The sequence below is a fragment of the Mesorhizobium sp. USDA 4132 genome, assembly GCF_056279545.1.
The window spans coordinates 358465-370707 of sequence record NZ_JBWCCP010000002.1 but is presented as its reverse complement, the minus strand read 5'-3'; the positions used below and the strand labels follow the sequence as shown (position 1 = coordinate 370707).

General features: G+C 58.1%; 10 protein-coding genes. 9 read left to right on the top strand and 1 reads right to left on the bottom strand.

The annotated features are described in order from the left end of the window. The first annotated feature begins 31 nt into the window (after positions 1 to 31). The 3 genes from ACZ9IU_RS24530 to ACZ9IU_RS24520 are packed head-to-tail and all read left to right on the top strand — an operon-like array spanning position 32 to position 3208. Positions 32 to 877 (top strand): inositol monophosphatase family protein, encoded by an 846-nt coding sequence (locus tag ACZ9IU_RS24530; RefSeq protein WP_040125492.1) that lies wholly within the window; start codon positions 32 to 34, stop codon positions 875 to 877. A gap of 47 nt (positions 878 to 924) precedes the next feature. Then, on the top strand, positions 925 to 1548 hold the full coding sequence (locus ACZ9IU_RS24525; protein WP_051900625.1) for a dual specificity protein phosphatase family protein: 624 nt from the start codon (positions 925 to 927) through the stop codon (positions 1546 to 1548). After that, the gene (locus ACZ9IU_RS24520; RefSeq protein WP_040125493.1) at positions 1541 to 3208 is read left to right on the top strand and encodes a metallophosphoesterase family protein; all 1668 of its coding nucleotides are present in this window, start codon (positions 1541 to 1543) and stop codon (positions 3206 to 3208) included. The genes ACZ9IU_RS24525 and ACZ9IU_RS24520 overlap by 8 nt, the downstream gene beginning before the upstream one ends. Before the next feature lie 47 nt (positions 3209 to 3255). Here the strand turns inward: ACZ9IU_RS24520 and ACZ9IU_RS24515 are convergent, their stop codons facing one another. Further along, a complete protein-coding gene (locus ACZ9IU_RS24515) occupies positions 3256 to 4242 on the bottom strand; it encodes a LacI family DNA-binding transcriptional regulator (protein WP_040125494.1) in 987 nt (328 codons plus the stop codon). Positions 4243 to 4802: 560 nt separating this feature from the next. Between ACZ9IU_RS24515 and ACZ9IU_RS24510 the strand changes: the two genes are divergently transcribed. From ACZ9IU_RS24510 to ACZ9IU_RS24485, 6 genes are all read left to right on the top strand, one after another. Further along, positions 4803 to 6653: an ABC transporter permease gene (locus ACZ9IU_RS24510; RefSeq protein ID WP_040125495.1), complete on the top strand. Its 1851-nt coding sequence runs from the start codon at positions 4803 to 4805 to the stop codon at positions 6651 to 6653. Further along, positions 6653 to 7786 (top strand): ABC transporter ATP-binding protein, encoded by a 1134-nt coding sequence (locus ACZ9IU_RS24505; protein WP_040125496.1) that lies wholly within the window; start codon positions 6653 to 6655, stop codon positions 7784 to 7786. Before ACZ9IU_RS24510 ends, ACZ9IU_RS24505 begins: the two co-directional genes overlap by 1 nt. A gap of 86 nt (positions 7787 to 7872) precedes the next feature. Next, positions 7873 to 8967: an ABC transporter substrate-binding protein gene (locus ACZ9IU_RS24500; protein WP_040125905.1), complete on the top strand. Its 1095-nt coding sequence runs from the start codon at positions 7873 to 7875 to the stop codon at positions 8965 to 8967. 12 nt (positions 8968 to 8979) lie between these two features. Further along, positions 8980 to 10107, top strand: coding sequence for an ABC transporter substrate-binding protein (locus tag ACZ9IU_RS24495; RefSeq protein ID WP_080719384.1), 1128 nt, complete (start codon positions 8980 to 8982; stop codon positions 10105 to 10107). 70 nt (positions 10108 to 10177) lie between these two features. Further along, complete coding sequence (locus tag ACZ9IU_RS24490; RefSeq protein WP_051900627.1) at positions 10178 to 11272, top strand: ABC transporter substrate-binding protein; 1095 nt, start codon at positions 10178 to 10180, stop codon at positions 11270 to 11272. 61 nt (positions 11273 to 11333) lie between these two features. Further along, positions 11334 to 12239 carry an inositol monophosphatase family protein gene (locus ACZ9IU_RS24485; RefSeq protein WP_051900628.1) on the top strand — a complete coding sequence of 302 codons (906 nt, stop codon included), beginning with the start codon at positions 11334 to 11336 and terminating at the stop codon, positions 12237 to 12239. Positions 12240 to 12243: the final 4 nt, after the last annotated feature.

Genomic DNA, 12243 nt, shown 5'->3' with positions numbered 1-12243 from the left:
TGCACACGTGTGCACCAAGTGGACAACCCAATTGCCAGCCAAATCCTCCTATTCAAATGATCTGTCGGGTCGCGCCTTGTTGTGCAAGGACGTGATCAAGGCTGCCGGCGCGCTCGTGTTGAAGGGCTTTCAGGATAATACCGGGCGCGCCACTTCCATGAAGGGTCCGCAGGACTTTCTTACCGAAACAGATGCGGCCTCCGAAGCACTGATCCGGAGCACGATTTCCGAGCATTTTCCGGTGGATGGCTTTCTCGGAGAAGAAGGAGGCGGGAAGGTTACCGATCGGCTTTGGGTCGTCGACCCGATCGACGGTACTGCCAATTTTGCCAGAGGCATTCCGCATTTTTGCATTTCGATTGCCTATGTGGAGAACTACGACTGGAAAATCGGTGCGATCTACAATCCGGCCCAAGACGAGCTCTATTTCGCTTGCCGTGGCGCCGGCGCGACGCTGAATGAGAAGCAAATCAGCGTTTCGGCCACCAGAAGCTTCGATTCGGCTTCGGTCGAATTGGGTTGGTCCGGCCGCGTGCCGAACGAAATCTACATCCGGACCATTGGCGAACTTCTCGCACTTGGCACGAACGTCCGGCGAACCGGATCCGGCGCTATGGCACTCGCCTATGTGGCCGATGGACGTTCCGATGCCTATGTCGAGTTGCACATGAACTCCTGGGACTGTGCTGCCGGGCTTTTGCTGGTTGAAGAAGCCGGCGGTGCCGTTTGCCCGTTCATGGAAATTGGCACTCTCGCCGAGGGCGGTCCGGTACTCGCCTCGACCAGGGCTATTGCCGTTGGCGTAAGCCAGGCAAGCCGAATTCCGCTCGCCGCGCCGCATCTCCTCACCACTGACCTGCATCGCGCCAGAGGATAACAATAAAGCGTCGGGAGGCTTGAAGCTGCCGGCGGAAAGGAAACGATATGGATGCCCCAATCTATACTCGCCCGGATATCAGCCTAATCGGCCGTGGTCTCGGGCCACACGGCGCCGATCTTTACATCGGCGGCAGGGAAGGCGCCAGCAATCGCGAATTGCTGAACCGCCATGGCATCACGGTCGTCGTCAACTGCGCCGTCAATCTCGACATCAATCTTGTCACGGCACCGGACGAGCCCGCATCCGACGAGATTTACGGGAGCGGCTACGCAGGTATCCGCTACTACAAGCTCGGACTGATTGATGGCCAGGGCAGCCCGGACACGATGATGCTGGGCGCCTATTATATTCTCGACGGCGCCCTGCGCCAGAGCATGCCGAAGCGGCACACCTATCCGTTTCCCGACGGCGGCAATATTCTCGTCAATTGCCGCAGCGGTCGCAGTCGCTCTGTTTCGCTTGTGGCACTGTTCCTTCACAAACAGCAGCCGCACCTTTATCCGACATTGGACGCGGCGGTTGCCCATATTCGTGAGCATCGCCAACTGCGTCCCGACGAGTGGTTCGAAACGCCAAAGCCTATGCTTTACGAGGCTGCTCGTCTTGCATCGAAATGGATTGACCTGATCACGACGGCTCCATCGGACAATGCGATCTCCAATGCCTAAATTGCCTTCCATCGCCATCATCGCCGATGCGCACTTTCATGATGTCAAAGCCGGGTTTGATTTTCCCGGCATCACGATCGAAGGCGATCGGATGGCTCTTCGCACCTGGGTCGACACACGCCAGTCCACGCGCGTATTCAATGAAAGTACGCAGGCCCTCTTCGCCGCATTGGATGAGGTGAAACGGCGCGAGATAAGACATGTCGTATTGCTCGGAGACTATTCGGACGATGGCCAGCGTGAAACGCTCGCAAGCCTTCGAAAGATCTTGACCAGGCATGTTCGCGAAAACGGGACGAACTTCTACGCCCTACCCGGCAATCATGATATTTTCGGCCCCGCCGGCCGCCATCACACCAAGGAATTTGTCGGGCAAAATGCCGACGCCGTGCAGGTGACCAGTGATAGCCAAAATATGGCACCTGGCACCATTTTCAGCGCTGGCATGTTTTGCGAAGGTTATCCCGCTGGGCTGGACGCGATGGCTGAGTTCGGCTACTTTCGCCAACTGCATTATCTGCATTGGGAAACGCCCTTCGGCGCGTCCGATGCGATCGAGGCTCGGCGATATGATGCCGTTTCGCCTGATGGCCGCAACCATTATCACCTCATGGATGCCTCCTATCTCGTCGAGCCGGAGGACGGACTCTGGCTTTTGATGATAGACGCAAACGTTTTCGAGCCGCGTGACGGATCCTACGTTGCAGGGGAAGAAGCGGCCTTCGTCGATAGTACCGCAGCGGGGTGGAACGCGCTTCTGCGCTGCAAGCCTTTCATCATCGATTGGATCGCTGACGTCTCTTCGCGAGCAAAAGCCCTGGGCAAGACGCTCCTTGCGTTTTCACATTATCCTGCGCTCGATCCGTTCGATGGTGCGACCGCCGCGGAACGGGTGCTTTTCGGAGAAACAAACGTGGCTCGCAGAACACCGCGCGCCGCCGTAGCCGACGGACTTCTGGACGCTGGACTGGTCGTGCATTTCAGCGGACACCTGCATGTCGAGGGCATTACCCGCCGGAGCCGCGGCGAGCGTGAGATCGTCAACATTGCCGTTCCCTCGATAGTCGCCTATCCGGCCGCTTTCAAGGTTGCGCGGCTCAGCCCCGACAGCATCGAAGTCGAAACCGTGGAACTCTCTGGCCTGACGCTTGATCAAAACATCTTCGCCGCATATCGGCAGGAAAGCAATCGATCGGGCACATCACAGGATGCGGCTTTCGACACGAAGAACTACGGCGCCTACTTACGGGCACATAAGGAGGCCCTCATCCATCACCGTTACTTTCCCAAGGAATGGCCGGAGGATGTCGTCGACGCGGTATCGGACCTGAATCTGCTAGAGGTTTGCCGGATCATTGATGGCAAAGCGCCTGCGGATGACGGTCTGGCAGCAATCGGCATAATCGACGCGATCGTCGATTGGTATTGCCTGAGGCAGGCGGCCGTGCTGGCCTTGGGCGACGTCACGGCGCAAAGGCGTGATGTTTACCGTAAGCTGGCGCAATCCTATGGTCGTGACCCCGCTCAAGGCAGCGACGGAACGGTCGAAACATTTCTGGCTATTTTCCTCGGTGCATTTGCCGATTTTCTGGATCGTGCCGAGCGCGGTGCCAAGTCTTTCGAGATTTCTCTGAAGCAGGAATTCGAGACGACGTGTTAACCTGAATCCGCTCTGCAGCATGACCGAATGGTGCCAATCGCCAGGCATTACCGCACTGTCTTGCGCTCAACCATTGCGACCGGCACGACCTGAAGACGTGTTTCCTGATCGTCGGATTCGAGCGCCGCAACCACGCTCTCGGTAAGGACCGAGAACGATTGCGCCACAGTCGTCAATTCATAGCTCTTCCATGCGGCCTGTGGAATGTCATCGAAACCGATGACTGACAGGTCCTCGGGCACCTTGCGTCCCGCTTCCTTGCGGGCCGCGTCCATAAATCCGAGCGCCAGAAGATCAGTTACGCAGAATGCGCCATTAATCGAGCGATCTTCGAGAAGCGCGCAGCCGGCCCGGTAACCGCTGTCATAGCTCGTCGGTCCTTCCGACCACGGGATGACCTCGGCGCCTGAGGCTTTCATCCGCTGGCTGAATGCCGTCGCGCGGCGGACCTGAGCGGGCGTGTTGCTACCGCTTGTCACCAGCGCGACTTTCGTACATTTCGCCTGCAGCAGGCGTTGCGCCGCGAGATCCGCGCCGCGAGAATCATCCGTCAGCACCAGGCTCGTGTCAGTGCGTTCGAGCATCTGGTTGATAAGAACGAGCCTGACGCCGTTTGCCGTGCATTGATCAATGATGGTTGAGGGTGGCTCGCCGGAGAGAACGACAATTGCCCTGGCCCGAAATTCGAACAGAAGCTCGATCAGCGGCGCAATGTCCCTGCGGGCATCGGCTGCATTGAGAAGAAGACATTGCATGCCCTTTCGCAAAAGCGCGATGCTCAGGAGATCCAGCTGTTTCGCGATAAAGGGCGAAGATAGATTGGCACCGACGACGCCGATCAAGTTCGACCGGTCATTGTTCAGGCCCTGCGCCAACCGGTTCACCCGATAACCGAGTTCCCGAGCTGCCTTAAGGACCTTGCGCTTGACCGCGGGCGAAACACTTCCGCCTTCGGTGAACGTCCGCGAGACTGCGGAACGGGAGACCCCGGCCCGCCTTGCCACTTCTTCAGCCGTCACGAACGCTCGCGCCATACACCCTCCTGTCGCCGAACTTCCCGTTTCGTTCATCCTGCGCCACCTGCGTGGCGGCGCTTACATAAGTGTCCGGAAATCAAGATGTCTGCAAGCGCTCACAACAAGCCTGCTTATCGGCACTCGGCATACGAAAGCCCATCGCAGCAAATTTGTCTGCGTCAGGACGGAGGCGTACAAAAATCTTGTCAGACATTAAAAAAAAATCAATAAAAACCAGTGGCTTAACTCGATGATCACGTGTGCATTTTTTTATTGACAAAAATTCCACGCGAGCAGATTATGCATTCCATGAGCGGGACTTAAATAGAATTTTTGTTCTGCGCAGGTTCGCGATGGTCGGCCTTCGCTTGGGGAGTTTGCGAAGATCGATATCCAGGTGGGCAGCGATGCCGACGATGGATGCGAGCAGGGAGGATTGGTATAGATCAACGCGACTTCTGTCCTGCAGATGCCGGTCCTGCCCGGTATATCGGACGACAGTCTCGCGCCACTTCCCTGCACGCAATGTCGCCGCTCGCTACCCGATCGTCGCATTCCGAATTCCAAAGGGGAAGAGAATGGCCTTATTCAGTGAAGCAGCGAAGGCGTCGCCCGCCAGTGGCGGCACGCGCCAGCCTACCGCCTGGCAGGGGTGGCGTTACCGGGCGAAGGTCGCATCACGCGAACCCACAACGCTGATCGGCGTGCTGACCGCACTTCTATTCACCTACCTTATCGCCGTACCGATCGTCTCGATCGTACTGGACGCCGTTCGCGTACAGTTCGGGCATGAACGGCGGCTCGGCAAGGATATCGGTGATCTAACGAGCTATTATCTCGACCGCGTCTTCATGTCGCCTGTTTCGGTGGATCTCTTCTGGCGGCCGTTGTTCAATACATTGACGGTGGCGGTCGGCGCCATATTGCTGTCTCTCGTCATTGGCGGGATTCTCGCCTGGCTGATCAGCCGGACGGATATGTTTGGCCGACGCTGGTTCGCAACCGCCCTGATCGTTCCCTACATGCTGCCTGCGTGGACGTTTGCGCTTGCTTGGACGACCCTTTTCAAGAACCGTACCGTCGGCGGCCAGCCGGGATGGTTCGAGGCCACGGGCTTCACGCCGCCGGATTGGGTCGCTTATGGCCGCTTCCCGATCACCATTATCCTGGCCCTCCACTATACGCCGTTCGTCCTTCTGCTATTTGGCTCGGCTCTTCGTCGCTTCGATTCGCAGCTCGAGGACTCCGCTCGAATTCTGGGCGCCCGGCGATATCAGGTCGCTCTCAAGATCATCCTGCCGCTGATGCGCCCGGCACTCCTCTCGTCGATGGTTCTGATTTTTGCAAAATGCCTCGGCGAATTCGGTGTGCCTTACGTACTCGGCCTGCCGGTAAAATTCGAAGTCCTTTCCACATCGCTGTTCCGCAGCATTGCCTCCCGTCAGACGGGTGTCGCTGGCGTCGTCGCCGCATCGATCATGATCATCGGCATCATAACGTTGATAATCGATGCGCGGCTTGTGCGGGAAGCGCGCCGCTTCGTCACAGTCGGCTCCAAGGGGTCGATGAACCGGCAGAACCGCCTTGGCAAGATGCGACTTCCTGCGACGGTATTCGCGGCGGCTATTTTTGTTCTGAGTGTCGGCTTGCCGCTCGTGACCCTGTTTCTGTCGACGGTCATGAAGATGCCGGCGCGCTTCACGCTCGACAATTTCACACTCGACTACTGGATTGGCACCAACCTCAATACCGTCGCGCTGCAGACAGGCGTGCTCCTGAGCCCGGACCTCTGGTCTGCCGCCAAGAACACCCTGACGATCGTCGGTCTTGCATCGCTCACCTCCGGTATTCTCGGCCTGCTGGTGGGATATGTCGTCATCCGCACGCCGGTCCGCGCGTTGTCGATATATCTGCGGCAGGTCACCTTTTTGCCCTATCTTGTTCCCGGCATCGCATTTGCTGCTGCTTATCTGTCGCTATTTGCCGTCCCGCGCGGTCCCATGCCGGCTCTCTACGGCACGGTGACCATCCTGGTGCTGGCGCTGATCGCCGACCAGATGCCTTACGCCTCCCGTGCGGGCATCTCCGCCATGACTCAGCTTGGCAAGGAGCCTGAAGAGGCTGCGCAGATCGCTGGCGCAGGGTGGCTCCGCCGCATGATTTTGATTGTCATCCCGATCCAGAAGGGGTCGCTCGTCACCGGCGTTCTGCTGCCGTTCATCTCCGGCATCAAGGGGTTGAGCCTGTTCGTCATCCTCGCCGTGCCAAGCACCGACGTTTTGACGACCTATTCGCTGCGCCTCGTCGACTACCACTACACGCAGGCGGCCAATGCTGTCGTGCTCATGATCGCGACGATCGCCTATCTCGGAACGCTGGCGGCCCAAAAACTCACCAAAACCAATCTCGCAGAAGGACTCGGAAGCTGATGCCGACTATCAATCTCAACGGCGCACAGAAAAATTACGGCGTCAATTCAGCCAATGCAGTCTCCGATCTGGATCTCGAAATCGGCGATGGCGAGTTCATGTGCCTTCTGGGACCATCGGGCTGCGGAAAGACAACGACGCTGCGGATGATCGCCGGATTGGAGAACCTATCCGGTGGCGAAATCAGGATCGGCGAGAGGGTTGTGGACTCAGTTCAGGAGGGTGTCTTCGTACCGCCGGAAAAGCGTGAAATGGGCCTCGTCTTCCAGAGCTATGCACTCTGGCCGCACATGACGATCGAACGCAATACGGATTTCGGCCTGCGTCTGCGCAAGCTGCCGAAGGCCGAGCGCGAAGCGCGGGTTGAACAGGTCATGCAGGCGCTCGACATCGCCAAATATCGGGACCGCTATCCGTCCCAGCTTTCGGGGGGCCAGCAGCAGCGCGTGGCTCTCGCCCGAATGCTCGCGGTCAATCCCGGTGTTCTCTTGCTCGACGAGCCGCTTTCCAACCTTGATGCCCGCTTGCGCCTTGAAATGCGCGCGGAGCTCAAACGTATTCACAAGGAATTCAAGACGACGATCGTCTTCGTCACCCATGATCAATGGGAGGCAATGACGCTCGCGACCACGATCGCCGTCATGAACAATGGCACTCTTCAGCAGATGGGCACTCCGAACGAGATCTACGATCGCCCGGCCAATCGTTTCGTTGCGGAATTTGTCGGCAGTCCCCCGATCAACATCCTCGATCTGGACACCGCCGACATGACCGACGTCGCCCGGGAGGCGGCCGTATTCCTCTCCGCGCGACATCCGTCGCTGAAGGGAATCGGTGCGATCGGTCTCCGCCCAGAGGCAATCGGCTATACTGCCGACAAGGTGCAGATCCCGTCCGGCAGTTTCAGCGGCGAGATGATCGTGACGGGCGTGCTGCCGACAGGCGGAAGCTGGATCCTCGAGCTCAGAAGCGACAACAACACGCTCTTTCTGACGACGTCGGTACTGCCTCGGGTAGAGCTTGGCACAAAAACACATTTCTATGCGGAAACGGGCGCGCTGCACGTTTTTGACAAGGCCGGCAGGAGGATCGCCGAAGCGGACAGCCTCCTTAGAGACGCAGCCATTAACTGAATCACTGCAAGGAAAACGACGACTCAAGGGAGGAAAGGTCGATGATTTCTCGCATGAACAACACATTTTACCGAAGGGCGCAGGCGATGCTTCTCTCGGCGGCATTTCTGACTGGAACGGCTGGAGGATCGATCGCAGCAGACGCCTTTGATCTGCAGGCCCTGGTCGAAGCGGCCAAAAAGGAGGCCCCGATCACTGTCTACGACAGCACCGGCAAGATCGTAGACATGGCGAAAGCCTTTTCGGCCAAATACGGGCTTCGCGCAGAGGGAGCGAAGGTCAAGGCAGCGGCCCAGCTAGAAATGATGATCCGTGAGGCCCAGGCGAAGAACGTTCAGGGCGACGTCTCGATCGTAAGCGACGCTCCAGCGGCCATGGCTCAACTTCTGCCGCAGGGTTTCGCGGAAAGCTGGCTGCCGCCGGACATGGCTTCCAAAATCCCGGCGGAATATCAGGCCCCTCTGACAGTCGTCACGAGCGCCAACGTCTGGGCTTACAACACCGCTCTTTTTGACAAGTGCCCCGTGACCAACATTTGGCAGCTTACCGAGCCCAAGTGGAAGGGCAAAGTGGCGATGCAGGATCCGCTGGGAAAGTCATCCTACATCGATTGGTTTAACCAGATGTCGAAGCACGGCGACGATAAGATCGCCGCTGCCTACAAGGAGCTTTACGGCAAAGATCTGGCTCCGGACGAAAGCAGTGCCACCGCTGCATGGGTCAAAGCACTCGCCGCCAACAGTCCGCTTCTCACCGACGCCGACGCCGGCGCGGCCGATGCCGTCGCCGCACCGGGACAGACCCAGCCTTTCATGGGAATGATCAGTTCGGCGAAGTTTCGTGACAACAAGGACAAGGGCATGAAGCTCGGTCTTTGCAAGGATCTGAAGCCGTGGCTGGGATGGATGTATCCAGGGATCGGCCTGATCGCCAAGGGCACCAAGAGCCCTAATGCCGCAAGGCTGTTCATCCACTACATCATGACTGCCGAAGGCATCGCACCCCAGGCAGAAGACGGTAAGATATCCACCAACCGTGACGTCTCCCTGCCTGCGGGCGAACCGTCAGGGGTCGGTGCCCTGCTTAGCCAGGTTCTTCCTTACCAGATGGCGACAAGCCTTAACGACTGGGATGAACGGGACGCATGGCAGGATTTCTGGCGCTTGAACTATCGAAAGTAACGGGAGGGACAAATGAAGACGTGGAGAAAGCATAGGACTCCCGGTGTGGCGGGTTGGGCATTGGCTGCCTTGCTGCCTGCCGGCATCGCGGCGGCGCAAGACGATAGATTCAATCTCGATACCCTCATTGAGGCGGCACGCAAGGAACAGCCCATCACGGTCTATGCCGTAACCGGAAAGATCGTCGAGACGGCGAAGGCATTTTCCGAGAAATATGGAGTGAAGGCGACCGGCAAGAAGGTCAATGAGGCCACGCAGATCGAACTTATGATCCGCGAGCATCAGGCGGGGAACGTCGTTGGCGACATCAGCGTCGCGACCGATGTCGCCTCGGCCATGGGGCAGCTCTTGCCGGAGGGCATCGCCACAAGCTGGACGCCGCCCGATATTGCCGCCGACATCCCGGAAAAATACCGCAACCCGCTCGTGGTCGTCTCTGACCCGCATGTCTGGACCTACAACACCCAGAGATATGCCAAATGCCCCATCGACAACGTCTGGCAATTGACCGAACCGGAGTGGAAGAGCAAGGTTGCCATGCTCGACCTGTTCGACAAGCCGCTCTATGCCGACTGGTTCAACCAGATGGAAAAGCATCATGACGGAGACATGGCGCGTGCCTATGAACTCCGCTACGGCAAGAAGCTCGATACAGGCAAGGAAAGCGCAACCGCTACCTGGGTAAAAGCCTTTGCCAAGAACGGCCCTTTGCTGTCGGACTCCGCCACGGTTGCCAATGCCGCTGGTGCGCCCAATCAGCCGAACCCCTTCTTCGTTATCACCTCCACGGCCAAATACCGTGACAATATCACGAGCGGTCTCAAGCTCGGTATGTGTACCGATATCAAGCCGTTTGCAGGTTTTCTTTATCCGGGCTTCGGCCTGATTGCTGCAAAGACGAAGAGCCCCAACGCAGCCAAGCTGTTCATCCGCTATCTGATGACGGAGGAAGGCGTCGCGCCACAGACAGTGGACGGAAAGCTCTCCGGCAATTCCAAGATCAGCCTGTCTGCGGATGAGCCGTCAGGGGTCTCGGCATATCTCGGCCGGCTGATGACTTTCGAATCCACAACGTCAGACGACGATCTCGACAGGCGCGAAAGCTGGCAGGACCTCTGGCGCGTCAACTACAGGAAATGAACAAGCGCGAACCCCTGTTCGCGCCATTCCTTGGGAGGGGAAGGTGAACGAAGTGATTGCAAAAAAACGCATGAAAATTTCGGTCTTTGCTCTTGCAGTGGGGCTCGGTGTTCCGCACGCACGCGCTGCAGACGATCTCAACGCGTTGATCGAAGCCGCGAAGACGGAAAAGCCGATCAACGTCTATGACAGCACCGGCAAGATTGTCGAAATGGCGGAAGGCTTTACCAAAAAATACGGGCTCAAGGCGACTGGGGTGAAAGTTTCGGCAAACAACCAGCTCGAAATGATCATCCGCGAAAGCCAGGCCGGCAATGTTCAGGGCGACGTCGCGCTAATCACCGACACTCCGGCAGCGCTCGCGCAGTTGCTGCCGCAGGGCTTCGCGCAGAGCTACCTGCCGGATGACATGAAGGCGAAGATTCCCACGGAGTTCCAGAATCCGCTGGCGATCTCCACCAATGCCAACGTCTGGGCTTACAATACGGAGGTCTATGATAAATGCCCGGTCGAAAACATCTGGGAGATTACTGGTCCGAAATGGAAGGGCAAGGTCGTGCTTGTCGATCCGCTGACCAAGAGCACCTACACGGACTGGTTCAGCCAGATGGAGAAGCATGCCGACGGCAAGGTCTCAGACGCCTATAAGATGCTTTATGGTAAGCCGTTCGAGACCAAGGAAAAAAGCGCATCCGCAGCCTGGATCAAGGCGGTCGCGGCAAATGCGCCATTGCTGGTCGATGGTGACGATCCTGCTTCGGAAGCGATCGGTGCGCCGGGGCAGAGGACACCATTCTTCGGGCTCCTGAGTTCCGCCAAGTTCAGGGACAACAAGGACAAAGGCTACAAGCTCGGTCTTTGCAAGGATCTGCAGCCTTGGGTGGGTTGGACCTATACCAAACTCGGTCTGATCGCCTCCAAGACGAAGAGCCCCAATATGGCGAAGCTCTTCATTCGTTACGCTCTGACGGAAGAGGGCATCGCCCCACAGATGAAGGATGGCAAGCTGCCTACCAATATCGATGTAAAAATGCTTGCCAACGAGCCGTCGGGATTGGCGGCTGTCTCCAACCGTCTCTTTGCCTATGAAGCATCGACCGGCTTGACGGATTTCGAACGCCGTGAGGAATGGCAGGACTTCTGGCGCTTGAACTACAGCAAATGACCCATGCCGGCACGCGGTCGACCCTGTCCGCGTGTCGGGACCTTGATGATGGAAAGATGACATGACCAGTTTGCAGAAAGCTTCGGACGATTTTCCAGAAACTCGAGAACAGCGCGTGGCGGAGGCAAAGCGCCTCATGGCTGTGGCGATGATGGCTGCCAGCGCGGTGCAGGCGCCGCTCATGGCTGCTTTCAGATCGGATATGGAGATAGGCTACAAACGCGACCTGCACGATGTCGTCACCGTGCACGACAAGAACGCTGAAACTACCATCCGCAACATCATTCTCGACAACGAGCCAAATTCGGCCATCCTTGGGGAAGAAGGCGGACAGATCGGCGATGGCGACATCCAATGGTATGTCGATCCCATCGATGGCACGGCGAACTTCGCCAGCGGTTTTGCTTTCTGGTGCGTATCTATTGCGGCGGTTCGGGATGGCACCCTCATGGCCGGAGTGGTGTTCGATCCGGTTGCGAACGCACTGTTCTCAGCCGATCTCGAGCATTCCTACCTGAACGGCCGGCTCATACAATCAAAAGCCGCAGACGACGAGCGGCGTGCGACGCTGATCACCGGCTATCCCGTGTCGCGCGATTTTCATCTCGACGGACGAGACATTGCTCTGGCCCATCTTGGCGATCTCGTTGACACATTCTCAACCGTGCGCCGGCCGGGTAGCGCGGCACTTAGCATCGCACATGTGGCGGCCGGTTTTATCGACGCGGCGGCAGGTTTCGGCGTCAACGCCTGGGATGTGGCGGCCGCAATCCTGATCCTGAAGAACGCGGGTGGTCGTTACGAGCCCATGACGTTAGGAAAGGTGCCGCCAGGCAGCGCTGACTTCATGTGCCCAGGTTATGTCGCTACCGGCAATGGAGGAGACTACCCCACCCTCAATCGGATCGCGCGGGAAATCTCTAACGCTCGCAACGGCAAGGTTTCGGGGAGCAACGGGGCGGCGTGACGGA

Excerpts from the sequence above, each read along its gene's own strand:
- ACZ9IU_RS24490 (WP_051900627.1), top strand. The coding sequence starts at position 10,178 with ATGAAAATTTCGGTCTTTGCTCTTGCAGTGGGGCTCGGTGTTCCGCAC.
- ACZ9IU_RS24525 (WP_051900625.1), top strand. The coding sequence starts at position 925 with ATGGATGCCCCAATCTATACTCGCCCGGATATCAGCCTAATCGGCCGT.
- ACZ9IU_RS24515 (WP_040125494.1), bottom strand. The coding sequence starts at position 4,242 with ATGGCGCGAGCGTTCGTGACGGCTGAAGAAGTGGCAAGGCGGGCCGGG.
- ACZ9IU_RS24505 (WP_040125496.1), top strand. The coding sequence starts at position 6,653 with ATGCCGACTATCAATCTCAACGGCGCACAGAAAAATTACGGCGTCAAT.
- ACZ9IU_RS24520 (WP_040125493.1), top strand. The coding sequence starts at position 1,541 with ATGCCTAAATTGCCTTCCATCGCCATCATCGCCGATGCGCACTTTCAT.
- ACZ9IU_RS24485 (WP_051900628.1), top strand. The coding sequence starts at position 11,334 with ATGACCAGTTTGCAGAAAGCTTCGGACGATTTTCCAGAAACTCGAGAA.
- ACZ9IU_RS24510 (WP_040125495.1), top strand. The coding sequence starts at position 4,803 with ATGGCCTTATTCAGTGAAGCAGCGAAGGCGTCGCCCGCCAGTGGCGGC.
- ACZ9IU_RS24495 (WP_080719384.1), top strand. The coding sequence starts at position 8,980 with ATGAAGACGTGGAGAAAGCATAGGACTCCCGGTGTGGCGGGTTGGGCA.
- ACZ9IU_RS24500 (WP_040125905.1), top strand. The coding sequence starts at position 7,873 with ATGCTTCTCTCGGCGGCATTTCTGACTGGAACGGCTGGAGGATCGATC.